At 60.9% G+C, this 26,333-nt stretch carries 28 protein-coding genes and 3 pseudogenes; 9 read left to right on the top strand and 22 right to left on the bottom strand.

Annotated features, from left to right (window positions below):
* Positions 1 to 56: 56 nt before the first annotated feature.
* On the bottom strand, positions 57 to 383 hold the full coding sequence (locus AC0L7P_RS17875; protein WP_473433934.1) for a hypothetical protein: 327 nt from the start codon (positions 381 to 383) through the stop codon (positions 57 to 59).
* A 151-nt stretch (positions 384 to 534) separates the two neighbouring features.
* Here AC0L7P_RS17875 and AC0L7P_RS17880 point away from each other — a divergent pair, with 151 nt between their 5' ends.
* On the top strand, positions 535 to 1,071 hold the full coding sequence (locus AC0L7P_RS17880) for a hypothetical protein (protein ID WP_473433935.1): 537 nt from the start codon (positions 535 to 537) through the stop codon (positions 1,069 to 1,071).
* 57 nt (positions 1,072 to 1,128) lie between these two features.
* The gene (gene cobO, locus AC0L7P_RS17885; RefSeq protein WP_473433936.1) at positions 1,129 to 1,767 is read left to right on the top strand and encodes a cob(I)yrinic acid a,c-diamide adenosyltransferase; all 639 of its coding nucleotides are present in this window, start codon (positions 1,129 to 1,131) and stop codon (positions 1,765 to 1,767) included.
* Between the two features lie 12 nt (positions 1,768 to 1,779).
* Here cobO and AC0L7P_RS17890 read toward each other — a convergent pair whose 3' ends face one another.
* Together AC0L7P_RS17890 and nudC are read right to left on the bottom strand one after the other, a co-directional pair.
* Positions 1,780 to 2,250 (bottom strand): SRPBCC family protein, encoded by a 471-nt coding sequence (locus tag AC0L7P_RS17890; RefSeq protein WP_473433937.1) that lies wholly within the window; start codon positions 2,248 to 2,250, stop codon positions 1,780 to 1,782.
* 45 nt (positions 2,251 to 2,295) lie between these two features.
* A pseudogene (gene nudC / locus AC0L7P_RS17895) lies at positions 2,296 to 3,258 on the bottom strand (NAD(+) diphosphatase).
* Between the two features lie 230 nt (positions 3,259 to 3,488).
* Between nudC and AC0L7P_RS17900 the strand changes: the two are divergent.
* Positions 3,489 to 5,442, top strand: a pseudogene (locus AC0L7P_RS17900) (bifunctional 2',3'-cyclic-nucleotide 2'-phosphodiesterase/3'-nucleotidase).
* A 152-nt stretch (positions 5,443 to 5,594) separates the two neighbouring features.
* On the opposite strand, the gene argF reads toward AC0L7P_RS17900, so the two are convergent.
* Both argF and AC0L7P_RS17910 read right to left on the bottom strand, forming a co-directional pair.
* Entirely contained in the window at positions 5,595 to 6,500 is a 906-nt protein-coding gene (argF, locus tag AC0L7P_RS17905; RefSeq protein ID WP_473433938.1) for an ornithine carbamoyltransferase, read from the bottom strand.
* 44 nt (positions 6,501 to 6,544) lie between these two features.
* Complete coding sequence (locus AC0L7P_RS17910; protein ID WP_473433939.1) at positions 6,545 to 7,726, bottom strand: acetylornithine transaminase; 1,182 nt, start codon at positions 7,724 to 7,726, stop codon at positions 6,545 to 6,547.
* A 405-nt stretch (positions 7,727 to 8,131) separates the two neighbouring features.
* Here AC0L7P_RS17910 and AC0L7P_RS17915 point away from each other — a divergent pair, with 405 nt between their 5' ends.
* A complete protein-coding gene (locus tag AC0L7P_RS17915; protein ID WP_473433940.1) occupies positions 8,132 to 8,734 on the top strand; it encodes a GcrA family cell cycle regulator in 603 nt (200 codons plus the stop codon).
* A gap of 34 nt (positions 8,735 to 8,768) precedes the next feature.
* Here AC0L7P_RS17915 and AC0L7P_RS17920 read toward each other — a convergent pair whose 3' ends face one another.
* From AC0L7P_RS17920 to AC0L7P_RS17950, 7 genes are all read right to left on the bottom strand, one after another.
* Positions 8,769 to 9,620, bottom strand: a complete 852-nt coding sequence (locus tag AC0L7P_RS17920; protein WP_473433941.1) for a lysophospholipid acyltransferase family protein — start codon at positions 9,618 to 9,620, stop codon at positions 8,769 to 8,771.
* 142 nt (positions 9,621 to 9,762) lie between these two features.
* On the bottom strand, positions 9,763 to 10,041 hold the full coding sequence (locus AC0L7P_RS17925; RefSeq protein WP_473433942.1) for an HPr family phosphocarrier protein: 279 nt from the start codon (positions 10,039 to 10,041) through the stop codon (positions 9,763 to 9,765).
* On the bottom strand, positions 10,038 to 10,439 hold the full coding sequence (locus AC0L7P_RS17930; RefSeq protein ID WP_473433943.1) for a PTS sugar transporter subunit IIA: 402 nt from the start codon (positions 10,437 to 10,439) through the stop codon (positions 10,038 to 10,040). Before AC0L7P_RS17930 ends, AC0L7P_RS17925 begins: the two co-directional genes overlap by 4 nt.
* Positions 10,440 to 10,494: 55 nt before the next feature.
* Positions 10,495 to 11,412: an RNase adapter RapZ gene (gene rapZ / locus AC0L7P_RS17935; protein WP_473433944.1), complete on the bottom strand. Its 918-nt coding sequence runs from the start codon at positions 11,410 to 11,412 to the stop codon at positions 10,495 to 10,497.
* Entirely contained in the window at positions 11,405 to 11,851 is a 447-nt protein-coding gene (locus AC0L7P_RS17940) for an HPr kinase/phosphorylase (RefSeq protein WP_473433945.1), read from the bottom strand. The genes rapZ and AC0L7P_RS17940 overlap by 8 nt, the downstream gene beginning before the upstream one ends.
* Positions 11,848 to 13,554: a sensor N-terminal transmembrane domain-containing protein gene (locus tag AC0L7P_RS17945; RefSeq protein ID WP_473433946.1), complete on the bottom strand. Its 1,707-nt coding sequence runs from the start codon at positions 13,552 to 13,554 to the stop codon at positions 11,848 to 11,850. The genes AC0L7P_RS17940 and AC0L7P_RS17945 overlap by 4 nt, the downstream gene beginning before the upstream one ends.
* A 3-nt stretch (positions 13,555 to 13,557) precedes the next feature.
* Positions 13,558 to 14,259, bottom strand: a complete 702-nt coding sequence (locus AC0L7P_RS17950; protein WP_473433947.1) for a response regulator transcription factor — start codon at positions 14,257 to 14,259, stop codon at positions 13,558 to 13,560.
* A gap of 336 nt (positions 14,260 to 14,595) precedes the next feature.
* On the opposite strand from AC0L7P_RS17950, the gene AC0L7P_RS17955 reads away from it, so the two are divergent.
* The gene (locus tag AC0L7P_RS17955; protein ID WP_473433948.1) at positions 14,596 to 16,194 is read left to right on the top strand and encodes a phosphoenolpyruvate carboxykinase; all 1,599 of its coding nucleotides are present in this window, start codon (positions 14,596 to 14,598) and stop codon (positions 16,192 to 16,194) included.
* Between the two features lie 61 nt (positions 16,195 to 16,255).
* Here AC0L7P_RS17955 and AC0L7P_RS17960 read toward each other — a convergent pair whose 3' ends face one another.
* On the bottom strand, positions 16,256 to 17,014 hold the full coding sequence (locus AC0L7P_RS17960; RefSeq protein WP_473433949.1) for a TSUP family transporter: 759 nt from the start codon (positions 17,012 to 17,014) through the stop codon (positions 16,256 to 16,258).
* Between the two features lie 170 nt (positions 17,015 to 17,184).
* On the opposite strand from AC0L7P_RS17960, the gene AC0L7P_RS17965 reads away from it, so the two are divergent.
* Together AC0L7P_RS17965 and AC0L7P_RS17970 are read left to right on the top strand one after the other, a co-directional pair.
* A complete protein-coding gene (locus tag AC0L7P_RS17965) occupies positions 17,185 to 18,873 on the top strand; it encodes an acyl-CoA dehydrogenase family protein (RefSeq protein WP_473433950.1) in 1,689 nt (562 codons plus the stop codon).
* An 89-nt stretch (positions 18,874 to 18,962) separates the two neighbouring features.
* Positions 18,963 to 19,346 carry an META domain-containing protein gene (locus AC0L7P_RS17970; RefSeq protein WP_473433951.1) on the top strand — a complete coding sequence of 128 codons (384 nt, stop codon included), beginning with the start codon at positions 18,963 to 18,965 and terminating at the stop codon, positions 19,344 to 19,346.
* 12 nt (positions 19,347 to 19,358) lie between these two features.
* Here AC0L7P_RS17970 and recO read toward each other — a convergent pair whose 3' ends face one another.
* The 6 genes and pseudogenes from recO to AC0L7P_RS18000 form a co-directional block, all read right to left on the bottom strand.
* Positions 19,359 to 20,057, bottom strand: a complete 699-nt coding sequence (recO, locus tag AC0L7P_RS17975) for a DNA repair protein RecO (RefSeq protein WP_473433952.1) — start codon at positions 20,055 to 20,057, stop codon at positions 19,359 to 19,361.
* 1 nt (position 20,058) lies between these two features.
* Positions 20,059 to 20,388 (bottom strand): DUF1491 family protein, encoded by a 330-nt coding sequence (locus AC0L7P_RS17980; RefSeq protein ID WP_473433953.1) that lies wholly within the window; start codon positions 20,386 to 20,388, stop codon positions 20,059 to 20,061.
* Positions 20,389 to 20,423: 35 nt separating this feature from the next.
* The gene (gene era, locus AC0L7P_RS17985) at positions 20,424 to 21,335 is read right to left on the bottom strand and encodes a GTPase Era (protein WP_473433954.1); all 912 of its coding nucleotides are present in this window, start codon (positions 21,333 to 21,335) and stop codon (positions 20,424 to 20,426) included.
* Positions 21,331 to 22,015: pseudogene (rnc, locus tag AC0L7P_RS17990) on the bottom strand (ribonuclease III); the annotation flags it as partial. The pseudogene rnc and the gene era, both read right to left, overlap by 5 nt.
* Positions 22,012 to 22,788 (bottom strand): signal peptidase I, encoded by a 777-nt coding sequence (gene lepB, locus AC0L7P_RS17995; RefSeq protein WP_473433955.1) that lies wholly within the window; start codon positions 22,786 to 22,788, stop codon positions 22,012 to 22,014. The pseudogene rnc and the gene lepB, both read right to left, overlap by 4 nt.
* 118 nt (positions 22,789 to 22,906) lie before the next feature.
* Positions 22,907 to 23,761, bottom strand: coding sequence for a LysR family transcriptional regulator (locus tag AC0L7P_RS18000; protein WP_473433956.1), 855 nt, complete (start codon positions 23,759 to 23,761; stop codon positions 22,907 to 22,909).
* Between the two features lie 123 nt (positions 23,762 to 23,884).
* Here AC0L7P_RS18000 and AC0L7P_RS18005 point away from each other — a divergent pair, with 123 nt between their 5' ends.
* Positions 23,885 to 24,106, top strand: coding sequence for a YjiS-like domain-containing protein (locus AC0L7P_RS18005; RefSeq protein ID WP_473433957.1), 222 nt, complete (start codon positions 23,885 to 23,887; stop codon positions 24,104 to 24,106).
* 159 nt (positions 24,107 to 24,265) lie between these two features.
* Positions 24,266 to 24,985 (top strand): Bax inhibitor-1/YccA family protein, encoded by a 720-nt coding sequence (locus AC0L7P_RS18010; RefSeq protein ID WP_473433958.1) that lies wholly within the window; start codon positions 24,266 to 24,268, stop codon positions 24,983 to 24,985.
* 205 nt (positions 24,986 to 25,190) lie between these two features.
* Here the strand turns inward: AC0L7P_RS18010 and AC0L7P_RS18015 are convergent, their stop codons facing one another.
* The 3 genes from AC0L7P_RS18015 to AC0L7P_RS18025 all read right to left on the bottom strand — a co-directional run bounded on the left by AC0L7P_RS18015 (position 25,191) and on the right by AC0L7P_RS18025 (position 26,315).
* Complete coding sequence (locus AC0L7P_RS18015) at positions 25,191 to 25,598, bottom strand: DUF4391 domain-containing protein (protein WP_473433959.1); 408 nt, start codon at positions 25,596 to 25,598, stop codon at positions 25,191 to 25,193.
* On the bottom strand, positions 25,595 to 25,771 hold the full coding sequence (locus AC0L7P_RS18020) for a hypothetical protein (protein ID WP_473433960.1): 177 nt from the start codon (positions 25,769 to 25,771) through the stop codon (positions 25,595 to 25,597). The genes AC0L7P_RS18015 and AC0L7P_RS18020 overlap by 4 nt, the downstream gene beginning before the upstream one ends.
* Before the next feature lie 103 nt (positions 25,772 to 25,874).
* Complete coding sequence (locus tag AC0L7P_RS18025; protein ID WP_473433961.1) at positions 25,875 to 26,315, bottom strand: IS5 family transposase; 441 nt, start codon at positions 26,313 to 26,315, stop codon at positions 25,875 to 25,877.
* Positions 26,316 to 26,333: the final 18 nt, after the last annotated feature.

A 26,333-nucleotide genomic window follows, 5' to 3' on the forward strand; every position in this document is an offset into this window, starting at 1 on the left:
TCACCCAACACTGCCTGAAATCAGAGATTTCAACGCCTTGGGTGATACTGAGTGTTTCAGGTATTGCGAGAAGTGCCGTAATCACAGTTCAGCCTGGCCCGGACTATCGCCTGATCCCCGGTCAGCCCGTTCTTGGCGACCTCACAGCCAGACGCCTGCATAATCGCCGTTTCCGCACGGGCCAGGATCGCCGCCTCGCCTGGGCGCCATTCCCGGCTGATGCGCATTGCTTCGGCCCGATCGCCGCGCACCCGGACGCTGAACGTCGAGGGGCCAACGGTGATCTGCTGCGCCGGGACGCCCTGAAAAGCGATGCTGGGGCTGTCACAGCCTGTCAGAACCACTGCCGCAAATACCAAAAAAGCAGGATATAAATTTTTCATACCCCGTTATCACCACAACGAGGTTAAATATTGGTTAACGGTATTTTAGCCACAACCCGATGAAATAAAAGATATACTTGGCCGGGCAGCTGTCCACAGCGCAGGCTGGACAATATCATCGCATCACTTGCAAACCGGAGTTCCCCATTCAATGCGTCGCGCTTACTTTCCTCTCGTTCTTCTGTCCCTCGCCGCCTGTGACGTTGCCGATGTCACCACGCCGCCAATCATGATCACGCCCAAAACCCCGGGCAACGCCGTGGGGATTGATGTCTATGCCCGTGATCGTTCGCGGGGCAATCCGGTGCCGCGGTTCCGCGGTCAGGAAACCGTCACCATCCGCACCCGTGGCACCGGTGAAAACGGCGGCGGCAATGTGGAAATCAGCGGCGTGCCCTGCGTGCTGGATGCGGGGCTTTACACCGCCCGGTTCAATACTCCGGCCAATGTGGTGGTGCCTGATTACGGTCCGAACTCTCCGGCGATCTTTGTGCGCTGCACCCACCCCGACGGGCGCGCCGGATCGTCCACGGTCAGCGCGTTCAATTTCACCTCGGCCCAGCGACAAAACGCCGCCATCGGCACAGGCATTCTGGGCGCCATCGTGATCGGCGCGGTCAATGCCGCCCAGACGAACCCGCAAACCGACGAATTCAAATACCCGCTCGTTTCGGTGCGCCTGAAATAAGCCCCCTTGCACCCACCTCACAGGCGCGACACTCTGGGCGCGACTACACCGGGGGATATGACCATGACCGACACGCCAAAGCCCGACACCCAGGCCGATCTTGATCGCCACAATGCCAAGATGGCCAAGAAAAAGGCCGCCCGAGACAAGATCATGGCGACCAAGACCGATCAAAAGGGGCTGGTGATCGTTCATACAGGTAAGGGCAAGGGCAAATCCAGCGCCGCCTTTGGCATGATCTTTCGCTGTATCGCCCACGGTATGCAGTGCGCCGTGGTTCAATTCATCAAAGGCGGGATGAGCACGGGCGAACGTGATCTTATCCTGCGCCACTTCACCGACACCTGCGCCTTTCACACCATGGGCGAAGGGTTTACCTGGGAAACCCAGGACAAATCACGTGATATGGAAATGGCCGCTGCCGCCTGGGACAAAGCCAAAGAACTGATCCGTGATCCGGCCAACACCATGGTTCTGCTGGATGAAATCAACATCGCCCTGCGCTATGACTATCTTGATGTAAACGAGGTTGTGGCATTCCTGCGCGATGACAAACCGCCCATGACCCATGTGGTTCTGACCGGGCGCAACGCCAAGGATGAATTGATCGAAATCGCCGATCTGGTGACAGAAATGGAATTGGTGAAACATCCGTTCCGTTCGGGCGTCAAGGCGCAGATCGGCGTGGAATTCTGACGCCCCGCGCGCTCAGGCGATGCCGCGAAACTTGTCCTCTATATCGCTGGCAAACACAGCCACGCGGGTTTCCATTCGTGTCTCGATGGAGCGGCGCGCCAACCGCAAGGATTGCACCAAGAGCCGCGCGCTCAGGGTGCGGGGCGCCACGGAAAAGGCAACCGTAAGACGCGTCACGGATCGCGCCAGCGCCATGACATCCACCGCGATGTTCAAATCAACGCCAGCGGTCGCCCCGTGCAATTCATACCCCGAAGGGGGGTCAAACTGCACCATGCGCCCGTCTATCTTCCAGGTCCGGTTGCGATATTCGGCATTCAGAACCCATGTGGAGTCAGGCCCCACAGGGCCGGGGCCACTGGTGCGGCTGACATCGATTCCGCGCCGCAAGGCCTGCCGCTCAAACGCGGTGAAATCGCAGGCGGCGCGGAACACATAAGCCTGCGGTGCCTCGATATCCTTGCGGGTCGAAAATTCGATCATGCCCTGCCCTTTTGGTTGTGTCGTGGCGGCGTGTGGATTTTTGACCTAATCCAGACTGTCCGCAACCCAATGGGATAAAAGAAACCCGGCGATCGCGCCCTTGCGCGGGGCATTGATGCGCGGATGTTCGCCGGCGAAAACCTGCATCATATCCTCGCGCGACAGCCACAATGCCTCTTCGATCTCGGCCGGGTCGATTGTGATCTCATCGTCCAGTGCCACCCCCTGGCACCCAAACATCAACGAAGCGGGAAACGGCCAGGGCTGTGACGCCAGATACCCCACGTCCCCCACGCGAATGCCCGCCTCTTCAAACACCTCCCGGCGCACGGCGGCCTCGATGGTTTCACCCGGTTCGACAAACCCCGCCAGCAACGAAAACATCCCCGCAGGCCAGCCGGGCGAGCCGGCCCAGCAAAACCGAATTGCCCCGGGTGATCAGCATGATCACCACCGGATCGGTGCGCGGAAAGTGATGGCCACCACAGGCCGGGCAATCGCGCTGCCAGCCCGCCATGGCCATCTGTGATTCGGTGCCGCAACGGGCGCAAAACCGATGGGTCACATGCCATCCCAGCACGGCCTTGGCCGTGGCAACCAATTCGGCATCCTGCGGCGACAGATCGCTCATCACGCCGCGCAACTCGGCAAATGCCTGATCCCCGGATACGCCGGGGTGGCGCTGTTGCGACGGATCAAAGAAATCATTCAATGTATCGGGAAGCGCCTCCGGCTCCCATGCCGACAGGTCGACGGCAAAACGCGGGCCATTGTCCAACCCCAGAAACACCGGCGGCCCGCCATCCTTCAGCACCGGATCGCCAGGGGAAAGCCAGCCGGGGGTCGGGCGCCCCCCACAAGGGAAAACAACGGCTTGCCCCGCCATATGGGCAGCACCCGCGCCGCCGGATCGTCCAGCATCCGCGCCAACGCCGCCCCGTCGCCGCGCAGCTCTGCCGCGCGGTTCAACGCACCGCCACCAAAGATCACCGTTTCCGCCAGTTTCATTCCGCTCTCCGCCCGGTTGCCCCCATTGGGTGCCACGCCAGCACGACGCGGTAAATGCACCACAGACGAAAATATTTACACTCTCAATCTAAAGGCGATCTTAAATCTATTCACTCCCGGAAACGTATATGCGAAATATTCCTTGCCAAAGGAATTCCTGTCATGATGCTCTCGTATGATCCCGCCACCCCACTCAGGAGATCCGGATGTCTGTCAAAGCTGTACCCAACATGAGCCGCCGTTCCTTCCTTAACCTCACCGCGGCCGGCGGCGCGCTGGTCATGGTTCACCCCTTTTCGGCCCAGGCCGCGGCAGGGCAGGCACACCTGCGGTTGATGGAAACCACCGACCTGCATGTGCATGTCTTCCCTTATGATTATTATTCGGATCGTCCGGTCGATACCGTCGGTCTGGCCCGCACCGCCGCCCATATTGCTGACATCCGCGCCGAGGCAACCAATACCCTGCTGCTGGATAATGGCGATTTTCTTCAGGGCAACCCCATGGGCGATTACATCGCTTATGAGCGTGGCATGAAAGACGGCGACCTGCATCCCGTCATGGCCGCGATGAATACGCTGGGCTTTGATGCCAGCACCCTGGGCAACCACGAATTCAACTATGGCCTTGATTTCCTGATGAAATCCGTGGCCGGTGCCGGGTTCCCCATCGTCTCGGCCAATGTGGTCAAGCAACAGGGCAGTGATCCGACCAAAGACACAACGCTGCTGCCCCCCTTCATCATCCTCGATCGCACCCTGACCGACGGCGCCGGCGAAACCCACCCGATCAAGATCGGGCTGATCGGCTTTGTGCCACCGCAGATCATGAACTGGGACCGCAAGCACCTTGAGGGCAAGGTCACCACCCGCGACATCCTGACCGCCGCCCGCGCCCATGTTCCGGTGATGAAAGAACAGGGCGCCGACATCATCATCGCCCTGTCCCATTCGGGCATCGGCGCACCAGAAGACCACGAGGGCCTAGAAAACGCCTCGACGGCACTGGCCCTCGTCGATGGGATCGACGCGATCCTGACCGGCCATTCGCACCTGGTTTTCCCGGGGCCGAATTATGAAGGGTTTGCCGGGGTCGATGCCGCAAAGGGCACGCTGCATGGCAAACCCGCCACCATGGGCGGCTTTTGGGGCAGCCACCTTGGCGTCGTCGATCTGATGCTGGAACGCGATGGCGCGGGCTGGCGGATTGCCAGCCACGCCAGCGAAACCCGCCCCATCGTCAAACGCAACGAAGATCGCACGGTCACGCCGCTGGTCCAAAGCGATCCGGCGGTCCTGGCGGCGGCTCAGGCCGATCACGACGCGACACTGGCCTATGTCCGGCGCGGCGTCGGCAAAACCTCAGCCCCCTCTACAGCTATTTTGCCCTGGTGGCCGATGACCCCTCGGTGCAGATCGTCAGCCAGGCGCAAACCTGGTATATCGCCCAGATGATGGCCGGCACCGAATATGAGGGCCTGCCGATCCTGTCCGCCGCCGCCCCGTTCAAGGCCGGCGGGCGGGGCGGCCCGGAATATTACACCGATGTGCCCGTGGGGGATGTGGCGATCAAGAACGTCGCCGATCTCTACCTCTATCCCAATACCATCCGGGCAGTAAAAATCAGCGGCGCCCAGTTGCACGGCTGGCTTGAACGCAGTGCCGGGATGTTCAACCAGATCCCGGCAGGCGGCAAGGATCAACCCCTGCTCAATCCCGATTTCCCCAGCTATAACTTCGATGTCATGGATGGCGTCACCTATCAGATCGACCTGTCCCAACCATCGCGCTTTACCCCCCAGGGCGCCCCGCTCAATCCCGGGGCATCGCGGATCGTGAACCTCGAATATCAGGGCGAACCCGTGACCGACGAGATGGAATTCATCGTCGCCACGAACAACTACCGCGCGTCGGGCGGCGGTGATTTCCCGGGTGCAAAGGGCGATACCATCGTTTTTGAAGGCCCCGATACAAACCGCGACGTGATCGTGCGCTATATCGTGGAACAGGGCACCATCAACCCAAGGGCCGATGGCAACTGGTCCTTTGCCCCCTCCCCGACACCACGGCCACCTTCGATACCGGTCCCGGCGGTGCGGCCTATGCAGATGCCGTCCCCGGCGTCACGCTCACTCCGATGGGCGATGGCGACGACGGCTTCACCCGCTTCCGCCTGACCCTCTGAGGCCTGGTGATCAGGGCGCGCCACATCGCGGCGCGCCCCGCTTTTACTGATAAAAATACTCATACAACACTTGCCACCCAACATCCCGCCAACGATGGCACGCCCGCCCGAAGGGCGGCAAAGGAATGTTCTGCGCGCAGCGCGCCTTTGGATCAGACCCCGAGACACCAGCGCATGATCGCCTTTTGCGCATGCAAACGGTTTTCGGCCTCGTCAAAGATCACCGAATTGGGGCCGTCCATCACCGCGCTCGTCGCCTCGTCGTCGCGGTGGGCGGGCAGGCAGTGCATGAACAACGCATCCTCGTTTGCCTTGGCCATCAGGGCCTCATTCACCTGATAGCCACGCAATTGATTGTGGCGCCGCTCCCGGGCCGATTGCGGATCATGCATGCTGACCCAGGTGTCGGTCACCACCAGATCGGCCCCCCGCACGGCAGCCTGCGGATCACGCTCGATCTTATAAAGCCCGCTCAGGGCCGGATCGGGGTCAAGGGGCGGCGGGCCGGTAAAGACCAGTTCAAAGTCCAATTGCTTTGCCGCATGGGCGAAACTGGCAAAGACATTGTTGCCATCCCCAGACCACACAACGCGGCGCCCTTTGATCGGGCCGCGATGTTCCTCAAACGTCTGAATATCGGCCATGATCTGGCAGGGGTGCGACGCGTTGGTCAGCCCGTTGATCACCGGCACGGTGGCATATTCGGCCATGTCCAGCAGGGTTTGTTCCTCAAATGTGCGGATCATGATCAGATCGACATAGCGGCTTAACACGCGGGCGGTGTCGGCGATGGTTTCGCCGTGGCCCAACTGCATGTCGGCCCCGGACAGCACCATCGTCTGCCCCCCCATCTGCCGCACCCCTACGTCAAAGCTGACCCGGGTGCGGGTGCTGGGCTTTTCAAAAATCAGCGCGACCATGTGGTTTGCCAGTGGCAGTTCTGCGTCCGGCGTGCCGCGCAACTGGCCCTTGCGGGCCTTTTTCATCGCCATGGCGCTGTCGATGATCTGCCGCAGCGCGGCAGGGTCGGTTTTGTCGATATCAAGAAAATGGGTCATACAATCTGTCTCTTGGGGGAAGGCGTCGGGCAAAGGTGGTCAATTCAGCCGGTGTGCGCCTGAACTCTGGCGGCGGCGCGGTCAAGGCGGGTCAGTGCCTCGGCGATATCGGCGTCCGTCAGGGTCAGCGGCGGCAAAAGGCGCAGAACATTGTCGGCGGCCGGCACCGTCAGCACATGTTCGGAATATCCCGCCGCCATCACATCGGTGTTCGGGGCCACGCATTTCAGCCCCAGCATCAATCCGTTGCCCCGCACCGCCTCGAACACCCCGGGGTGCGCGGCGACAAGGGATTCCAACCCCTGCCGAAACAGCGCCGCCTTGCGGTTCACTTCGGGCAGGAACGCCGCATCGGTCATGATTTCCATCACCCGCGCCCCCACGGCACAGGCCAGCGGATTGCCGCCATAGGTTGACCCATGGCTGCCCGCCGTCATGCCACTCGCGGCAGCCTCGCTCGCCAGAACCGCGCCCAGGGGGAAACCGCCGCCAATACCCTTGGCCACCATCATGATGTCCGGCTCAATCCCCGCCCATTCATGGGCAAACAATTTTCCCGTCCGCCCCATGCCACATTGCACCTCATCCAGAATCAGCAGGATGCCGTGATAATTGCACCGGTCGCGCAGCCCTTTAAGGCATTGATCAGGCAGCGGGCGAATGCCGCCTTCCCCCTGAATCGGTTCAACCATAATGGCGGCTGTGGTGTGGGTGATCCCATTGCTCAGCGCCTCGTGATCGCCAAAGGGCAGATTGACGAAGCCGGGCAACAGCGGGCCAAAGCCCTTGGTCATCTTTTCCGATCCGGCTGCGGCAATCCCTGCGGCCGAACGGCCATGGAACGAACCGGAAAAGGTGATGATGTCGGTCTTTTCCGGCTGGCCCGCGTCGTAAAAATGCTTGCGCGCCATCTTGACCGCCAATTCACAGGCTTCGGTGCCGGAATTGGTGAAAAACACCGTGTCGGCAAAGGTGTGTTCGACCAGAAGATCGGCCAGCTTCTGCTGGGCCGGAATGTTGTAAAGATTGCTGACATGCCACAGCGCGCCCGCCTGTTTCGTCAGGGCCGCCACCAGATCGGGGTTGGCATGGCCCAGGGCATTCACCGCGATCCCCGCCCCCAGATCAAGGTATCGCGTCCCGTCCGCTTCGGTCAGCCAGGCGCCTTCGCCTTTTTCAAACGATAGGGGGGCGCGGTTATAGGTGGGCAGAATCGAAGGGATCATGGGATCGGTCCTTAAGACAAGACAGGCCCCTTTTGGTGGCCGTTTGGCACGGGGCTGTCAACAATTTGCGAAGGGTCAGAGCAGCGGGCACAGCAAGGCGCGCCCGGGAATCGGGATCAGCGTCGGCGTCGCAGCGTGATCTGGGTAAATATGCTCATTCGGTTTGGATACGTCGGAAAGGGCGGTTTGTGAAGTAAATTTTCGCGCCACATCCCCGCCACCCGGCCAACCCAACCTTTTTGCCGCCGTCCCGATGCAACGTCGCGTCGCCTATCCCTTGTATCCGCCGCGTGGGTGATTAAAATAGGGCCAACCCATCCAGTGGGTGCCCAACCCATACCGTGGGTGCCGCAGTGCCGCGTCGCGCCTGTGCCGCCCAGATACCCCTGCCGCCAAGGAGCCGCCATGTCCTGGACCGATGAACGCGTCGAGACGTTAAAAAAGATGTGGGGCGAGGGCCAGTCGGCCAGCCAGATCGCCAAGGAATTGGGCGGTGTCACCCGCAATGCCGTGATCGGCAAGGTGCATCGCCTTGGCCTGTCCAACCGCGCCGCAGCACCGGTAAAGGCCGAACAGCCCGCCGAGGAGAAACCCGAAGTGGCGGCCAAACCCACGCCCGCCGCCGCGCCGGCACCCGAACCGGCCCCCGCCGCCCCCAAGGCGGCGGCCCCGGTGCCCCCTGCGCCGGCACCCGCGCCTGCGGTTCCGGCGACGACGAGCCATATGCGCAAGGCGATCATCCCCGCCGGGCAGCCTTTGCCACCGCAACCTTCGGCCAACGAAATCTCGCCCGAGGCTTTGGCCAGCGTGCGCGAAGTGGAAAAGACCTCCAAGAAAATCAGCCTCATGGAACTGACGGAGCGCACCTGCAAATGGCCCGTGGGTGATCCGGCAACCGATGATTTCTGGTTCTGTGGCCTGTCCACCCAAGCCGGAAAACCCTATTGCGAGGCACACGTGGGTGTCGCCTTTCAACCGATGAGTTCCCGCCGCGACCGGCGCCGTTAAGGCGCCTTGAACGCCCGGATCATGGCATCCGCTGTCATGATCCAAGTGACAGGGTTCGCGCGCGCAACCACGCCATGAACCCCCTGGGGTTGGCCGACCATTCGGCCAGTTCGCCAGGCGAAACCGGCACGCCGACCCGGGGCGCCTGTGGCTTGTTTGTCGAATGGGCCACCTCGTGCAACAACAACCCCTGGCGCAGCGTGGCAGACACCCGGTTTGCCATCTGATACCAGCGTGAATTCTGACCGGGGAAATAGATCGGCACCACAGTGGCACCCGAGCGCAGAATCATCTTGGCGGTGAACGGGTTCCATTCGGCCTCGATCGCAGGGCCAAACATCGTTGCCGACGACGCCACGACGCCAGAGGGGAACAGCACGATCACGCCGCCCTCGGCCAAATGGGCCATTGCCCGCCGACGCATGGCAAGGTTTTGCTTCAACGAATCCGCCTCGTGGGGGAACGGGACCGGGATCATGAATTGTTCAATCTCGCCCACCCCGGTCAACAGCGACCGGGTGAGGATCTTGTAATCCGTGCGCACCCGCCCCACCAGTTCGGCCAGCACCATACCATCAACCAGACCGTGGGGGTGATTGGCCGTGATAACCACCGGGCCGGTGGCGGGAATGCGGGCAATCTCATCGGCGGGGGTGGTCAGGGTAATCCCCATCACCCCAAGGGCCTGCGCCCAGAATCCCTGTCCATGGGGCACGCCCATTGCCTCGAACCGGCGGATCAGATGCAGAACCCGCAACTTGCCAGTGAGGAATTCCAGCCCCTGAATCGCGCGCGATTGCCATGGATTGGTGAACGTCCCCGCATAGGACAGGCGGCGCCGGTCATAGGGCTGATCGGCCAGATTGCCGCCATCCCCCTGCCCCACAAGGGGGCGAGTCGCGTCAAGAATGCCCGGATGTTCCGGTTCTGACGTCGGCGCGTCAGACGGGGGTGCACCACCGTCGCAGTGCCGCTGTCGGTTGGCGTTGGTGCCACGCGCCGCGCCCTTCCTGACCGGGCGAGGGGCGCTACATCTCTTCCCCAAACCTGTTGGCCACCAGTGTTTCAATCGCTTCTGCCAGTTGATCGGCCTCGGGGCCGCTGGTCTGAACCTCAATAAAGGTTCCCTTGGAGGCTGCCAACATCAAAAGCCCCATGATGCTGTCGCCGGCCGCGCTCAGCCCGTCCTTGGACACTGCCGCCCGGGCGTCATGCTGTTCGACCACTTCGACCAGTCTGGCCGACGCCCGGGCATGCAGCCCCTTTTCGTTCACGATTTTCAGCTTGCGCGTCACTGTCGTTGTCATTCTGTGTCCTCCCCGGGCACCACGAAGGCATCGATATACTTGCGCCCCGCCGCCAGCGCCATCTGCACGGCATCGGGCATGGAACGCTGGCGGGATTTGGCCAGCTTGATAAGCAACGGAAGGTTGACCCCGTAAACGATCTGCCGGTCCGCAGGCCGACAGGCACGCAGGGACAGGTTGCTGGGCGAGCCGCCAAACATATCGGTCGCAACAACCACCCCATCGCCCACGTCCACCGCATCGGCGGCGCCGCAGATCTCGGCCTGCTTTGCCACCCGATCGCCGTCGGGACCGATCGAAATCGACACCACGCCTGTCTGTTTTCCAACCACATGTTCAACCGCGGCCTGAAATTCAGCCGCCAATCCCCCATGGGCCACGATCACGATACCGATCACGCGAATTCACCCCGCATTCAGCCTCATAGCGGCCAATTTTCCGCGACCCGTGGCATCAAACCTGTTTCGCCCCGGCCGCAATTGCGGCCCGCCGCTCCATTTCACGGTGCCTAGTTGACACTTGCCAATCGGCCTCTGCAAGGGCTTTCGCCATGGCTTCCGCAACGGCGACCGAGCGGTGTTGCCCCCCGGTGCAGCCAAACCCGATGGCCAGATGCGTCTTGCCCTCATCGCGGTAGGCAGGCAGCAGGATCAGCAGCAAATCGCGCACCCGTTCAAACACCTCGTCATATCGCGGATCGGCGGCAACATAGGCGGCCACCCCCGGGTCAGTGCCGTTCAACGGGCGCAGGGCAGGTTCCCAATAGGGGTTTTGCAGGAACCGCACGTCGAACACCATATCAACCCCGTGCGGCAAGCCCCGCTTGTACGAAAAGGATTGCACCGAGACCGCCAGATCGCCGCCCTTTGCCCCGTCAAACCACATGGCCAATTCGGCGCGCAGGTCATGGGCGCTCATCTCGGAGGTGTCGATCACGATATCCGAGCGCGCACGGATGGGCGCCAAAAGATCGATTTCACGTGCGATGCCGTCTTCCGGGGTTTCGGCAGGGGCAAGAGGATGACGGCGGCGCGTTTCGGAATAACGACGCTGCAATACCTCGGTGCTGGCATCCAGAAACAACACATCGGCCCTGAGATCCGGTGTCGCGGCAATCCGGTCAATCGCCTCGATCAAGCCGAGGGTCGAAAAATCACGGTTGCGCGCATCAAGGCCCAAGGCCAGCGGGCGGTTGGGGGGTGCTCTGTCCAAAAGCAGTGGCAAAAGCGAAAGCGGCAGATTGTCGATCGCCTCGAACCCCATATCCTCAAGCGCGTTGATCGCGGTCGAGCGCCCGGCCCCCGACGGCCCGGTAACCAAAACCACGCGAACCGGGCTGTCCGGTGGGATCGGGCGGTGGAAATCATCCATGGTGTGGCACCTGTCCGGTTTTCAGAATCAATAGCAGCGCCGGAGCCAGATGCGAACCGATCTTCCCGGCAAGCAGCGGAATATCACAGCCCAGAATGTGGCGGGTCTGCGGGGTGGGCAAGCGTTCGCGCGGGGCTGCATCCAGATCGACGATCACGAATGCCGGCGCGGCTGGCGCAAGGGCGACCGGTATCAGGCCGATTCCCCGTGCCTCGATCAGCGGTGGCAGGGGCGCAGGGGCGCCCACCCACAGCCGACCATGGCACAAAAACAGATTGCTCTGGTCATCGGCAATCAGGCCACATCCAAGCGCCATCAACGCAAGCGCCAGCGCCGATTTACCCGCCCCGCTGCCCCCCGCAATCACGGCGGCATTGCCATTCAGCACCACGGACGAGGCATGCAGAACGATACTGTTGGCCCCGTGTTCCGAATTCAAACCGGCAGGCCAACCACAAAGCGTGCCCCGAGGGGATCAGAGGTGATGTCGGCGTCGGTGGGGCGGATGTTTTCGGCCCAGATCACACCACCATGGGCATCGACGATCTGTTTCGAAATCGCCAGCCCAAGGCCCGAATTGTTGCCAAACTGGCCCTCAGGGCGTTCCGAATAGAACCGGTTGAATACCTTGGTCAGCGCCGTTTCGGGGATGCCAGGGCCCGTGTCCTCGACCACGATCAGCACCCGGTTCTCACGCTTGCGCGCCCAGACACGGATGGCGTCGCCATCTTCGCAAAAGGAAATCGCGTTGGTGATCAGATTGACAAAAACCTGCGCCAGCCTGCTTTCCAGACCGTCAATAATGATCGGGTCCGCCGGCAGATCAGAGATGAACTCAACCCCTTTGGCCCTGGCATTCTCGCCCAGATGTTCGGCCAGATTGCCCAGCATGTTCAAAAGATCAAAGCTTTCCTCGTCTTCCTTGACCAGCTCACTGTCCAGCCGCGATGCGTTGGAGATGTCGCTGACCAGCCGGTCAAGGCGGCGCACGTCGTGGTCAATCACGTCAAGCAGGCGTTCGCGCTGTTCGTCCTTCTTGACGAACCGCAGGCTGCCCACGGCCGAGCGCAGCGACGCCAACGGGTTCTTGATCTCATGGGCCACGTCGGCGGCAAATTGTTCGTTCGCATCTATCCTGTCGTAAAGTGCGGCCACCATGCCCCGCAGTGCGCCGGACAGGCGCCCGATTTCATCAGGCCGGGCCGTCAGATCGGGAATACGCACCCGGCTGGGCTTTACGGTTTTTGAATTGCGGTCGCGCCCGATTTCCGCCGCTGCGGCCAGATCGGACAGGGGGTTGGCGATGGTCGAAGCCAGAACCAAGCTTAGCCCGATGGAGACCAGGATAGCGATAACGAACATCTGTAAAACCTGTTCACGCTCTTCGCGCACCAGACGGTCAATTTCACCCGCCGCGCTGGTGATCGCCACGACACCGATCACCTGATCATTCTGGATGATCGGGCTGGTCACGGCAAAAACAGCGCCCCCGTTCCCATCGACGCCGGTGTTTACCTGGCCTGCCCCTGACAGGGTTAGGTGAACCAGATTGCGCGCCTGCGCCTCGAAATCGGCGGGCGGCGTGTCAGACGAACCCGACGCGAATATCGACGACATTCCTTCCCACAGGGTATTGAGAAAATCGGTAATGGCCGTGCTGCCCTCGCCCGAATCAAACGCGCCCAGATTTTCCGGGCGACCCCGTTCAATGCCAACGGTCGAACCGATCAGGGCGCCGGACCGGTCGTAAACAAAGATTTCGTTCGCATTGGCAAAGCTCAGACCGCCAAGCACCGCTTCCGGGTCCATCGTGCCGGTCTGCGCCATTTTCGCGGCAAAGACATTGGACACCAGACCCGCCTCGGTCACCAGCGACGCTTCGCGCTGCACCACCAGACTGTCGCGGAATGGGTTAAGATACAGCACCCCGGCCACGAGAACCAGAATTGCCAGCAAATTGAACGTGATGATCTTGCGTGCCAGCGGCGAGCGGTTGATCGAAATCAGCCCGCGTTTCCGCCGCCGGTCGCGCAACTCTTGTTCAACGCCGGCACCGGGACTGGTCCAGTCTTCGCCCAGCACCACGCCGCGCTGTTTGCCAGTCGCTGCCTTGCCCACTTCGATCCCCGACGCCATCGTCATTGCTTACTCTTCGTTATAGCGATAGCCGATACCATACAGGGTCTCGATCGCGGAAAACTCATTGTCAACGCTGCGCATTTTCTTGCGCAACCGTTTGATATGGCTGTCAATTGTCCGATCATCGACATAGACCTGATCGTCATAGGCGACATCCATCAACTGATCACGGGATTTCACGAAGCCGGGGCGCTGCGCCAACGCCTGCAACAGCAGGAATTCGGTGACGGTCAGCGATACATCCATGCCTTTCCAAACCACCGCATGGCGCAGCGGATCCATCGACAGTTCGCCGCGCTGCATCACCTGAGATGCCTCTGCCTCGGTCACTTCGTCGCCTGAAATCACCTCCTGGCGGCGCAGCAATGCCCGGATGCGTTCGACCAGAAGACGCTGTGAAAACGGCTTTTTCACGTAGTCGTCGGCCCCCATGCGCAGGCCCAGAACCTCGTCGATCTCATCATCCTTGGAGGTTAGAAAAATCACCGGCATCGCGGTTTTCTGGCGCACCCGCTGAAGCAGGTCCATGCCATCCATGCGCGGCATCTTGATATCAAATACGGCCATGTCCGGCAGTCGCTTGTTAAAAGCGTCCAGTGCGGCCTGCCCGTCGTTATAGGTTTCAACTTCGAAACCCTCTGCCTCAAGTGTCATGGACACGGACGTCAGGATATTCCTGTCGTCGTCCACCAATGCGATCCTCGACATAGGTTTTCCTTGTGCTGCTCGTTTATTGTTTTGTTGTTTTGAAACCATAATCCTGTCTCGGAGTCCCAGAATCAACAATTAAGTGCGAGATCAGGCCGGTATCGGCGCCACAATTTAACCTCAAAGGTCTTAGCAATGGCTAAATTGTCTCACTTTTAGCGTTTTCGCGCCATCCGGGGCGGCTGTGGATAACACCATTCTGACATGGTTGCGCTAAACCCGGGGCTGGTTGCGCTAACCACTTGCGCGCCCCCGCGTACAAATGTTTTGCCTAAGTGACACCGCGTAAAGCAGGCGGTGCAGGCACCCCAAAGCGGGACAAACAGGAGAGCCACCATGGGCACAGGACGGGTCAACCCGACACAAACGCTGGAACAAAACGGAATCACCGGTTTGGGAAACGTCTATTACAACTTGCCCGAGCCCGACCTGATGACCCACGCCCTGACCCGCAATGAGGGCGAGATGGGGCGCGGCGGCACCTTGTTGGTCACCACAGGCAAATTTACCGGGCGATCCCCCAATGACAAACATGTGGTGCGCAGCGCGACCACCGAAGACACCATCTGGTGGGACAACAACGCCGAAATGGCGCCCGACGCCTTTGACCGGCTGTATGACGACATGCTGGAACATATGAAGGGGCGCGATTATTTCGTGCAGGATCTGTATGGCGGCGCCGATCCGGCCCATCAGCTTGACGTGCGGGTGGTGACAGAGCTGGCCTGGCATTCGCTGTTCATCCGCACCCTGCTGCGCCGCCCCGAGCGCACCGATCTGGATGAGTTTGTCGCCGATTTCACGATCATCAACTGCCCCAGCTTTACCGCCGACCCGAAACGGCACGGTTGCCGGTCCGGTACGGTGATCGCCCTCAACTTTGATCGCAAGGTGATCTTGATCGGCGGCACCGAATATGCCGGCGAGAACAAGAAATCGGTGTTCACCCTGCTGAACTATATGCTGCCGGAAAAGGGCATCATGCCCATGCATTGTTCGGCCAACCATGCGCCGGGCAATCCGGTGGACACGGCCGTGTTCTTTGGCCTGTCGGGCACCGGCAAAACCACCCTGTCCGCCGATCCGGCACGCACCCTGATCGGGGATGATGAACACGGCTGGTCTGATCGTGGCACCTTCAACTTTGAGGGCGGGTGTTACGCAAAGACCATCAACCTTTCGCCCGAGGCCGAGCCGGAAATCTTTGCCACCACCGAAAAATTCGCCACGGTCATCGAGAACATGATCTATGACCCCGAAACCAAGGAATTGGATTTCGAGGATGACAGCCTGACGGCCAACATGCGCTGTGCCTATCCGCTGCACTATATCTCGAACGCATCGCAAAGCGCGCTGGGGGGCCACCCCAAGAATATCATCATGCTGACCTGCGATGCCTTTGGCGTGCTGCCCCCGATTGCCCGGCTGACCCCGGCGCAGGCGATGTATCACTTCCTCTCGGGGTTCACCTCGAAAGTGGCCGGAACCGAACGCGGCGTGACCGAACCGGAACCGACCTTCAGCACCTGTTTCGGCGCCCCGTTCATGCCCCGCCGCCCCGAGACATACGGCGAATTGCTCAAATCCAAGATCGCCAAGCACGGCGCAACCTGCTGGCTGGTCAACACCGGCTGGACCGGCGGCGCCTATGGCACCGGGTCGCGGATGCCGATCAAAGCCACCCGCGCCCTGCTGACCGCGGCATTGGACGGGTCACTGGAAAAGGCACCGTTCCGCAAGGACAAGAATTTCGGCTTTGAGGTGCCAAGTTCGGTGATCGGCGTTCCCGACATCCTGCTGGACCCGCGCCGCACCTGGGACAACCCCGAAAGCTATGACCGGCAGGCGGCAAAGCTTGTCGCCATGTTCTCGGAAAACTTCGCCCAATACGCCGATCACATCGACGACGACGTTAAGGCGGTCGCCATCGGCTGACAGGTCACCGTCATGGTGCGCAACCAAGGGCAGGGCACCCCCCTGCCCTTTTTTCGTGGCCTCAGCCAAACAGCCCGCGCCGCAGCAAATTCAGCCCCGCCAGCACCAGCACGATCAGCGTCATCCGTTTAAAGCGCGCCTGATCCAGCCGGTCCTGTGCCACAAACCCCAACACCAGACCGATGCCCACCGGAACCAGCAGGAACAGCGACAGGGGCAGTGTTTGCAGGTTTAAAATCCCCGAGCGGACATGCGCCCCCAACAGCATCACCGCGCCCAAACCATACACCACGCCCTGAACCCGGATCTGCTCCATTTTGGGTGTTTCCAATGCCGTCAGATACATCACGGTGGGCGGCCCCCAGACGCCGGAAACCCCGCCAATGGCCCCGGCCAGCGCCCCGATCCCCAGTTCCGCCCGCCGCCGGTGGCCCGGCGCAATCCGCAAGGCCCAACCTGCCAGTTGCGTCAGCGCAAACACCACGATCGGCACGCTGAGGATCAGATACATGGCCCGCGTCGGCAATACCGTAACCAGTTGCGCCGACAGGACGATAAACACCATCACCATGGCGATAAACCGCCAATGCAGCCGCGCCGATGCTGCCGCCGGGCCCAGCCCGCCGCGCGTGGCTTGCCAACCGTTGGCGATCAGAGTGGGAACGATCAGCGCCGCCAGCGCCCGGTCCGGCGGCAGAACCGAGCCGAGCAGGGAAATCAGGATCGTCGGCAGGGCAAAGCCGACCGCACCTTTGACAAATCCGGCCAGCACCGCCGTGCCGCAAATGAACACCCAAAGCGTTACAGTGAAATCGGCCAATTGATACCCCCGGCGTTGTACCTGCTCTGTCTATCCCAGCGCCCCCAGCGCGCCAACGGCGAAGCGTTGGGTTATTTATGTTCAATACACGGCATAAAAAAGAAATGTTGTTGCGCGAGTGCCGCGCCTGCATTATGTCATGCTGCAACCGCACAACCACGGAGAGCCCGATGCCCCGAGATGCACAATCCCCCGGCACCACCGACAACCCGGCCTTGCTGAAAGGCCTGCTGGCCCTGTGCGGACCAGCGGTTGAGGCGGTCGATACCCTCACCGCCCGGGCCACCGAAACCCTGCGCGCCGCCCTGAGCGAAAATGGCAAAGTATCGCCCCGGCTGATCGAAGAAAATCAGACGGCCGCCCATGGGCTGGCGTGGCTGGCCACCTATGCCCAGGCCCTGCGCCAGATGCACGGCTGGGCCGAAGCATTGCAAAGCAACGGGCGGTTTGGCGAGATCGAACACTTGTTGCTGCAAATCAGCTTTGGTGAATTTCTGGGCCAAATCCATGGTGGCCTGCCCATGTCTCAGGGCGAAATCCTCCGCCCGCAAGACATTGGCCTGACCCAGGACGACATACGCGCTCTGATGGTGCCTGCCGTTGTGACCCTGACCCAAGGGGGCAACACCCAGGCCGCGCGCAGCCGTCTTGTGGCGCTGATGCAGGACCAGACGGCGCACAGCACAATGGGCGCAACCGGGCTGGACGATGAGCTGGAAATGATCCGCGATCAGTTCCGCCGCTTTGCCCAGGACAAGGTCACGCCCCATGCCCACGATTGGCACCTGAAAGATGAATTGATCCCGCTGGAGATCATCAACGAAATGGCGGAACTGGGGGTATTCGGCCTGACCATCCCCGAAGAATACGGCGGCTTTGGCCTGTCCAAGGCCAGCATGTGCGTCGTCAGCGAAGAATTGTCGCGGGGCTATATCGGCGTTGGGAGCCTTGGCACCCGCAGCGAAATCGCCGCTGAGCTGATCCTGTGTGGCGGCACCGAAGCGCAAAAGCAAAAATGGCTGCCCGGGCTGGCCAGTGGTGAAATCCTGCCCACGGCGGTGTTTACCGAACCCAATACCGGGTCCGACCTTGGGGCGCTGCGCACCCGGGCCCTGCGCGACGGTGACGATTGGAGCGTGACCGGCAACAAGACCTGGATCACCCACGCATCGCGCACCCATGTGATGACTCTGCTGGCACGCACAGAACCCGACACCAGCGATTACCGGGGCCTGTCGATGTTTCTGGCCGAAAAGACACCGGGCGAAGATGCGGTGCCGTTCCCCACACCGGGCATGACCGGGGGTGAAATCGGCGTGTTGGGATACCGGGGGATGAAGGAATATGAACTGGCCTTTGACGGGTTTGCGGTGAAGGGTGAAAACCTGTTGGGCGGGGAAACCGGCCAGGGGTTCAAGCAGTTGATGGAAACGTTTGAAAGCGCTCGCATTCAAACCGCCGCCCGCGCGATCGGCGTGGCCCAATCGGCGCTGGACGTGTCCATGGCCTATGCCGGGGGGCGTCAGCAATTCGGCAAGGCCCTGATCGAATTCCCCCGGGTGTCGGGCAAACTGGCGATGATGGCGGTTGAAATCATGGTGGCGCGCCAGCTCACTTATTTCAGCGCCCGACGCAAGGACGACGGCCAGCGCTGCGATCTGGAGGCGGGAATGGCCAAGCTGCTGGGGGCGCGGGTTGCATGGGCTGCTGCTGACAATGGATTGCAGATTCACGGGGGCAACGGGTTTGCCCTGGAATATCCGATTTCGCGAATCCTGTGCGATGCGCGGATCCTGAACATCTTTGAAGGCGCTGCCGAGATTCAGGCGCAGGTCATCGCCCGGCGTCTGCTTGGCTGAGGGTGGAACGCCTTCGGCGAGAGTATTTTTATCAGTAAAAAGCCCGGGCCGGACTTGTGAAATGCGCGGGCGCTTGTCATGTCAGGGCCATGAAGTATTTCCTGATCCTGCTGGCCCTTGCGGCCTGTTCCAGCGACGAAACCGTGTCGGCATTTGTCGACCCTGAAACGTCGTTCGCATTGCAAAGCATCGGCGGCGCGGATTTTTCCGCCCGTGCGACAATCACCTTTCCGGGCGAAGGCAAGGTGGTGGGCGCGGCGCCGTGCAACCGTTGGTCGGCCAAACAGGGGCTGCCCTACCCATGGGTGAAGATCGAAAATATTCTGAGCACCCGTGCCACCTGCCCCGAGCAAGAGGCCGAGGACAGGTTTTTCGCAGCCCTGCGCGCGATGACCCTGGTTGAGGCGACGGGCAACGTGTTGATCCTGAGCGACGAGACCAAGCGCGAGATGGTGTTTCGCGCTCAGAAGTGACGGGCGAACAGATCAAGCAGCCGTTGCCGCGCCGCAGGCAGGGGCGGTTGCCCAGGGACGGCGCAAGGTGGGTTTGCAGGAAATGCCCGGTGGTGCGCAGCCCAGCGCGCAATTCCGTGGCCGAGGCGGTGCCCTGCCCCAACATGCACAGCGGCAACGGCAGCAGGCGATCGGCCCATTCTCCCGCGCCTTGGCGGCTGACCGCGCGGCCCGTGCGGGGGAAACATAGGCCAGATCATCGAAACTGCCCGTGGCGGCGCAAGAGGTGAGATCGAGGCCGAACCCGGTTTCTTCGAGCAATGCCTGTTCCCAGTGAAGGTAGGACAGCGGCCAATCGTCGTTTTCACCCAGAGAATCGAGCAGGGCGATGGAATGGGCGTATAGCTGTGGATGGCTTTCGCGTTCCGGCAGGCAGAAGGCCAGAAGGGCCGTGATCGCGTTCAGCCCGGCCAGCGACAGGCGCCCTGCCATCAGCCCTGCGCGGCTGGCCAGAGGTTCGACGGTGAAGGCGCCAAGGTGATCTTCGAGCCGGGCGCGCCATGTGAGATCAAGCTGTGCGCCCGGTTGCAGGATCGGTGACAGGCGGCGCCCCGCCCCGCCGCGCACCACCCCGGCATGGCGGCCATGGGTGGCGGTGAACACCTCGATGATCGCAGAGGTTTCGCCGTGGCGCCGGACAGTGAGCAGCACGCCCTGATCGCGCCAGTCCATGTCAGCCGTCCAGCCCGGGTTCGTCCAGCAGGTGGCGCCCTGCGCGATCTTCGACCTCGATCACCCAGAGATCGGAATCATAGCCGCGCTGCCGGGTGATGACGGCATCCACCACGGGTTCATTGCCGTCGATGAGGGTGACCCATTGGCGTGTATCCGTCATCAGGTCGAACTGGCGCTGAAAGGCCTGCGCCTGCCCGTCCAGCGTGTTCAGTTTGACCAGAACCGCGCCGGCGGTGTCATCGCCGTGGGCCACCACAAAGGCCGGGATGTCGGCCAGTCGCAGCCGCGTGAGATAGGCCTGCACCCAGAATTCTGCCGTGAGCCGCATATCCGCCTTTTCTTTTCCCCGCGCCCGCGCAGGGGTTAATCGCCGTCCTTGAAATCCAGGCCGATCTCGGAGTATCGCGCCGCTTCGTCGAGCCAGCCGGGACGCACCTTGACCTGTAGGAACAGATGCACCTTGCGGCCAAGGAAGGTTTCAAGCTCTGCCCGGGCGGCCTGTGACACGGCCTTGATGGTTTCGCCCTTCTTGCCAAGGATGATGCCCTTGTGGCCGTCGCGCTGCACATAGATCAATTGTTCGATCCGGGCCGAGCCGTCTTTTTTCTCTTCCCAGCTTTCGGTTTCGACCGTCAGTTCATAGGGCAATTCCTGATGCAACCGCAGGGTCAGCTTTTCGCGGGTCATTTCGGCGGCGATCATCCGCATGGGCAGATCGGCAATCTGATCTTCGGGATAGAGCCATGGGCCAACCGGCAATTCCGCCGCCAGCCATTTGCGCAGGTCTTCAACCCCGTGGCCCTTTTCGGCCGAAATCATGAAGGTTTCGGTAAAATCGAACGCCGCGTTCAGTTTTTGGGTCAACGCCAGCAATACCGGCGCCTCGACGCGGTCAATCTTGTTGATGGCCAGAACCACCTGCCGGCCTTCGGTGTGTTCGGCCAGATTTTCCAGAATTGCGGCGACGCCCTCGGTCAGGCCGCGCTGCGCCTCGATCAGCAGGATAACGATGTCGGCGTCCCCGGCCCCGCCCCAGGCGGCCTTGACCATGGCACGGTCCAACCGGCGGCGCGGTTTGAACAACCCCGGCGTATCGACGAACACGATCTGCGCATCGCCTTCCATGGCCACACCCCGAATGCGGGCGCGGGTGGTTTGCACCTTGTGGGTGACGATGGAAATCTTGGCGCCCACCATGCGGTTCAGCAGGGTGGATTTGCCGGCGTTGGGTTCGCCGATCAGGGCGACAAATCCGGCGCGGGTTTCGGGGGTCATGTCTGCTCCAATCGGGCCAAAAGGGCGCTTGCGGCGGCCTGTTCGGCGGCGCGTTTGCTGGTCGCGCGGGCCTGTTCTGTGTCACCGGTCTGCAACCGGGCCTCGATCGTGAACACCGGCGCGTGATCCGGGCCATCGCGCGAGACTTCGACGTATTTGGGGGGCGGCAATTTGCGCGCCTGCGCCCATTCCTGAAGGCTCGTCTTGGGGTCGCGGGCATCGGATTCGACGCTGGATATCCGCGATTTCCAGTGGCGCAGGATGATCGCTTGGGCCGCATCCAGCCCGCCATCAAGGTAAACGGCGGCGATCACGGCTTCCATGCCGTCCCCCAGCAGCGCCTCTTTGCGCCGCCCGCCGGAAATCATTTCCGACCGGCCCAGTTTCAGCACGGCACCCAGATCAATATCACGGGCGACGGCGGCACAGGCTTCCTTGCGCACAAGGGCGTTGAACCGGGGGGCAAGTTGCCCTTCGGCGGCGGCGGGATCGGCCCTGAGCAATGCTTCGGCCATGACAAGGCCCAGCACCCGGTCCCCCAGAAACTCCAACCGCTGGTTGTCGGGCCGGGTGGCCGAGGAAATCGACGCATGGGTCACGGCGCGCACCAAGTGGTCGGGGGTGGCGAAATCATACCCCAGGCGCCCGCAAAAGGCGAGAAGTTCGGCTGACAGCCTCACTCGATCGCCTTGAAGAACCGGTCTGAACGCCAGGTCCAGAAATACAGCATGGATTTGCCCGCCGACGAAAACATGACCCGATCCGCCCGCCCGATCAGATTGGCATAGGGGACAAAGCCAACGCCCATGGCGTTCTGGCTGACCCGGCTGTCGGTCGAATTGTCGCGGTTATCGCCCATGAAAAAGAAATTCCCCTCGGGCACAGTATAGACGGGGGTATTATCAAGCCGCGAGTCGCGGATGTTCAGGATCGAATGGGTTGGCCCGTCGGGCAGCTTTTCCTTGAACTTTGCCTTTTCGCAGGTGCCGCCGATGCCCACACCGGCGTTTTCGCACTGGGGCAGATTGCCCACCGGTCCCTGTTGCTCGAACGGTTCGCTGAACGTGCCATCAGGGGTCTGCACCGCCTCTTGGTCGTTGATGTAAAGAACACCCTCTTTCACCTGAATCCTGTCGCCCGGCAAACCGATCAGCCGCTTGATGAAGTCACTGCCGGTCACCGGATGGCGGAACACCACCACATCGCCGCGCTTGGGTTCAGAGCCGAAAATCCGCCCCGAAATCGGGCAGATCGCGAAGGGGCAGGAATATTTGGAATACCCATAGGCCATCTTGTTGACGAACAGAAAGTCGCCAACCAAAAGCGTATCTTTCATACTGCCCGACGGAATCCAGAAGGGTTGAAAAAACAAGGTGCGGAACACACCGGCGATCAACAGGGCATAGACCACCGTTTTTACGGTTTCCATGATACCGTCCTTCGTTTCCGCCATTGCCTGCCCGCCTTGTTGTTTATGCCCGCGCTACATGAGCGGGCCAACCCGGGAGTCAAGATCAGGCAAGCCCCATCTTCGGTCACAACTCTGCGCGGGTGGCGTTCGGGCGTTCGGATCAGAGCAGGCGGTAATGCTGCCGCAACAATGCCGCCATACCTTCGGCCACCGCGCCATGGGACAATTCGCCAGCATAAAGATTGATGTTCTGGCGTTTCAATTCGGGCAAGGCCCCGCCGTGGGCGATCTGTTCCATATACCCGCGCGACGTGCCTTCGATCATGGCGGTGATCGCCAGATCGGCGCTGACCGTCGCCTCGACCGCCGGTTCGGAATCGGATTCCACGCTCATTTCCCAGGCGATCCCGGCCTCATCAAGGCGCCGCTGCGCACCTGCGCGGAAAATGCAGTTGGAACAAAACGCCAGCCGCAAAGGCCGTTCACGCCACGCAGTGCCACCGGGGGCACCAAACCAAACCAGCGGCAGTTGCAGCAAGGTTTCACCGCCCGGCTCTATTCCGTCCTCGGTCGTGAGGATGAAATCGCATTCGCCCCGCGCAAACATCTGTTTCAGCCGCCGGGTGTGGGCCGATTTCAGATGCACCCGCACTCGGGGAAAATCGCTGGCAAAGCGTTGCAGCACCGCAGGCATGGCCGGATGCACGATATCAGGGGGCAGCCCGACAATAAGTTCACCCTCGAACGCTGTGGCGGTCATCCGGGCCATCACCTCATCATTCAGGTCCAGCATCCGCCGGGCATAGGACAGCAATTGTTCGCCGGTCGAGGTCAGCGACACCGCCCGCGCGCTCCGGTCGATGAGGTTCAACCCCATGTTGTCTTCCAGGCGTTTAAGCTGCATCGAAACGGCCGATTGCGTGAGGTTCAGGAACCCGCTGGCCTTGGTCACGCCGCCAGTCTCGGCAACGGCCACGAACGAACGCAGGGCGGTCATGTCGAGATTTCGGGGCATATCACAATCCTTGATGTCAGACGTAAAAAACATTCGTTTTACATATTGAACACAGCGCCCCATATACATCAACATAAATGATGCCCCGACAGCATTACTTCACAAACCTGAAAGGACAGGACCATGACCTCGCTGACCCGCTCCGCCCCCCGCCACCTTCAGGCCGGCCGCACACGCCCCACCCTGTTCGCCACGCTTTCGGCAATGATCGCCCTGCGTTGCCAGCGCCGCCAACTGCGCCGGATGGACAATTCGCAACTGGCCGATCTGGGCCTGACCCGTGCCCAGGCCGACCGTGAATCGCGCCGCCCCCTGTGGGATGTTCCGGCAAAATGGCGCCAGTAATGCGCAAGCCGTGGGATTGGCTGCAAAATCCTGACAATAACACTGTGAATGCATCAAATGCGTTCTTGAAATAGAGGCCGACCTTACCGATATTCAGGGGTAAGGGCGGCCTTTTTCATTTCGGGCCGACTTTTGACTTTATCCTTCAGGAGGCGCTCCATGGCTGACTATCAAACGATCCGCTCCGGGGCTGGCACCCGTTCGGCCACGATCGACGCAGGGCTTCGCGCCCATATGAACAAAGTTTACAGCACAATGTCCGTCGGGCTGTTGCTGACCGCAGGCGTTGCCTGGGGCGTTGGTACGAACGAAGCGATGGTCCAGGCCGTGTTCGGCACCCCGCTGAAATGGTTGGTGATGTTTGCTCCGCTGATCATGGTCTTTGCCTTTGGCGCAATGATCAACCGTCTGTCGGCGGCCGGTGCACAGCTTTTCTTCTATGCGTTCTCGGCGATGATGGGCCTGTCCATCAGCTATATCTTTGCCGCCTACACCGGCATTTCCATTGCGCAGACCTTCCTTGTCACCTCCATCGCCTTCGCGGGCCTTTCGCTTTGGGGGTATACCACCAAGAAAGACATCTCGGGGTGGGGGTCGTTCCTGATCATGGGCGTGATCGGTTTGGTTGTGGCCTCGGTCGTCAACATCTTCCTTGGCTCGCCGGCGATCATGTTCGCGATCTCGGTTCTGGGCGTGCTGATCTTTGCAGGTCTCACCGCCTATGACACCCAGCGGATCAAGACCGACTACATCGCGCACGCACAAGCGATGGATCAGGAATGGCTGGGCAAGGCCGCGATCATGGGCGCATTGAACCTGTATCTGAACTTTATCAACATGTTCATGATGTTGCTGTCACTGTTTGGCAACCGCCAGTAACCCAACGTTCACAACCACAGCACGCAAAAGCCCGCCAGGTCAAAGACTTGGCGGGCTTTTTATATGTCTGATCGCCTCTTTCAAAACCTGCAGAACTCAGGGGATTGGTTTCGACACCCCCTAAAAGCCTTTCGGTCGCAACTTGAGACATATCCGGCTGCGTTGAAGTAATGCCAGCATTCTTTTGGATCGAAGAGGCCGCAGATCAGTCCGATTGCTTCAAACGCATCAGTAAATGCTCTGACCCCGATCCGTCGCAGATGCGCTTTGAGCTGTAACCGCGCCATTGCCACCGCCTGCCTAACCGAGGGGCAATGATCTTAACAGGTTGCTGCATGAAGCTGGCGAGCCATTTCACACGGGTGGGGCTGGACAGTTCAACCAACAGGATCGCCACCTCTCCGTAGTCGCGTTCGTCGTCCTTCAATGCCGAGATATTGATCGAACTCGGCTTCAGCGTATAGCGCCAACGAATGCCCGACACATCCCCGCTCAGCGCCTTCTTGTCCGCAGCCTTTAGGTACGCGTTGTCGAGAAACAGCTTTTTGAAAAGTGGCTTGTCCGAGCGGCAGCTGTCGGGGATCCGGAGGCGTTCGAAGAAGATGTCGATCATTCGGCAGCCTTGATGATCAAAAAACTCACTACTTCAAAATCTTTAGACCCAGCGCCGCCGCTGACGGACAAAGTTGTGCCGCCACGGGCAAACAGGCTCTCGACACCTTTTTCTTCGGTCTTACCTACGATGCTCTCCACAGCAATCGCGAGAAGATCCTTGTAGGGCTGCATGTTCCGCAGGTTCTTTGTGCTGGAGTTCAGCATCTCGATCGCAGCTTGATCTAGGCAGCGGACTCATAAAACTCGATCCAGAGTCTTACCGAGGCCAGCTTGATCATCGACAAGAAGTTGCGTGATGTTTTTTCATATCGTGTCGCGATGCGTCGGAAAGAAGCTTTGTCCGCCAGCACATATTGCCCGGGTTGCAGATTGTCCAAAAGCGTCTTGCAAGGGGGGCATCATGGGCCTGGCCAGGCGTCAGTTCATAGCGGATCGGCAGGCCGACTTGATTAGTAAGTGCATGAATCTTGGTCCCTAATCCGCCCCGAGAGCGACCTAAACATCCGCGCGGGTCTTTTTTGAGCGTGGTCGCGGCGTGATGGGCACGGATGGACGTCCCGTCCACCATCACCATGTTTACGTTGTGCGCATCCGCGATAGCATCCATGACTCGGTCCCAATGGCCTGCATAGCTCCAACGATTGAAGCGGTTGTAAACAGTCGTGGACGGGCCGTATTGTTCGGGCAAATCAGCCCATGGAATGCCAGTGCGCAACGGCGTTGTTGCAGAATT

The sequence above is a fragment of the Oceaniglobus sp. K40-3 genome, assembly GCF_055808395.1.

Coding starts and splice junctions, on each gene's coding strand:
- AC0L7P_RS17950 (WP_473433947.1), bottom strand. CDS start 14,259: ATGTCGAGGATCGCATTGGTGGACGACGACAGGAATATCCTGACGTCC.
- AC0L7P_RS18015 (WP_473433959.1), bottom strand. CDS start 25,598: ATGATCGACATCTTCTTCGAACGCCTCCGGATCCCCGACAGCTGCCGC.
- AC0L7P_RS17965 (WP_473433950.1), top strand. CDS start 17,185: ATGCCCCGAGATGCACAATCCCCCGGCACCACCGACAACCCGGCCTTG.
- AC0L7P_RS18000 (WP_473433956.1), bottom strand. CDS start 23,761: ATGCCCCGAAATCTCGACATGACCGCCCTGCGTTCGTTCGTGGCCGTT.
- AC0L7P_RS17890 (WP_473433937.1), bottom strand. CDS start 2,250: ATGATCGAATTTTCGACCCGCAAGGATATCGAGGCACCGCAGGCTTAT.
- AC0L7P_RS17910 (WP_473433939.1), bottom strand. CDS start 7,726: ATGATCCCTTCGATTCTGCCCACCTATAACCGCGCCCCCCTATCGTTT.
- AC0L7P_RS17980 (WP_473433953.1), bottom strand. CDS start 20,388: ATGCGGCTCACGGCAGAATTCTGGGTGCAGGCCTATCTCACGCGGCTG.
- AC0L7P_RS17955 (WP_473433948.1), top strand. CDS start 14,596: ATGGGCACAGGACGGGTCAACCCGACACAAACGCTGGAACAAAACGGA.
- AC0L7P_RS17945 (WP_473433946.1), bottom strand. CDS start 13,554: ATGACGATGGCGTCGGGGATCGAAGTGGGCAAGGCAGCGACTGGCAAA.
- AC0L7P_RS17970 (WP_473433951.1), top strand. CDS start 18,963: ATGAAGTATTTCCTGATCCTGCTGGCCCTTGCGGCCTGTTCCAGCGAC.
- AC0L7P_RS17915 (WP_473433940.1), top strand. CDS start 8,132: ATGTCCTGGACCGATGAACGCGTCGAGACGTTAAAAAAGATGTGGGGC.
- rapZ (WP_473433944.1), bottom strand. CDS start 11,412: ATGGATGATTTCCACCGCCCGATCCCACCGGACAGCCCGGTTCGCGTG.
- lepB (WP_473433955.1), bottom strand. CDS start 22,788: ATGGCGGAAACGAAGGACGGTATCATGGAAACCGTAAAAACGGTGGTC.
- AC0L7P_RS18010 (WP_473433958.1), top strand. CDS start 24,266: ATGGCTGACTATCAAACGATCCGCTCCGGGGCTGGCACCCGTTCGGCC.
- AC0L7P_RS17925 (WP_473433942.1), bottom strand. CDS start 10,041: ATGACAACGACAGTGACGCGCAAGCTGAAAATCGTGAACGAAAAGGGG.
- era (WP_473433954.1), bottom strand. CDS start 21,335: ATGACCCCCGAAACCCGCGCCGGATTTGTCGCCCTGATCGGCGAACCC.
- recO (WP_473433952.1), bottom strand. CDS start 20,057: ATGGACTGGCGCGATCAGGGCGTGCTGCTCACTGTCCGGCGCCACGGC.
- cobO (WP_473433936.1), top strand. CDS start 1,129: ATGACCATGACCGACACGCCAAAGCCCGACACCCAGGCCGATCTTGAT.
- AC0L7P_RS18020 (WP_473433960.1), bottom strand. CDS start 25,771: ATGCAGCCCTACAAGGATCTTCTCGCGATTGCTGTGGAGAGCATCGTA.
- AC0L7P_RS17875 (WP_473433934.1), bottom strand. CDS start 383: ATGAAAAATTTATATCCTGCTTTTTTGGTATTTGCGGCAGTGGTTCTG.
- AC0L7P_RS17880 (WP_473433935.1), top strand. CDS start 535: ATGCGTCGCGCTTACTTTCCTCTCGTTCTTCTGTCCCTCGCCGCCTGT.
- argF (WP_473433938.1), bottom strand. CDS start 6,500: ATGACCCATTTTCTTGATATCGACAAAACCGACCCTGCCGCGCTGCGG.
- AC0L7P_RS18005 (WP_473433957.1), top strand. CDS start 23,885: ATGACCTCGCTGACCCGCTCCGCCCCCCGCCACCTTCAGGCCGGCCGC.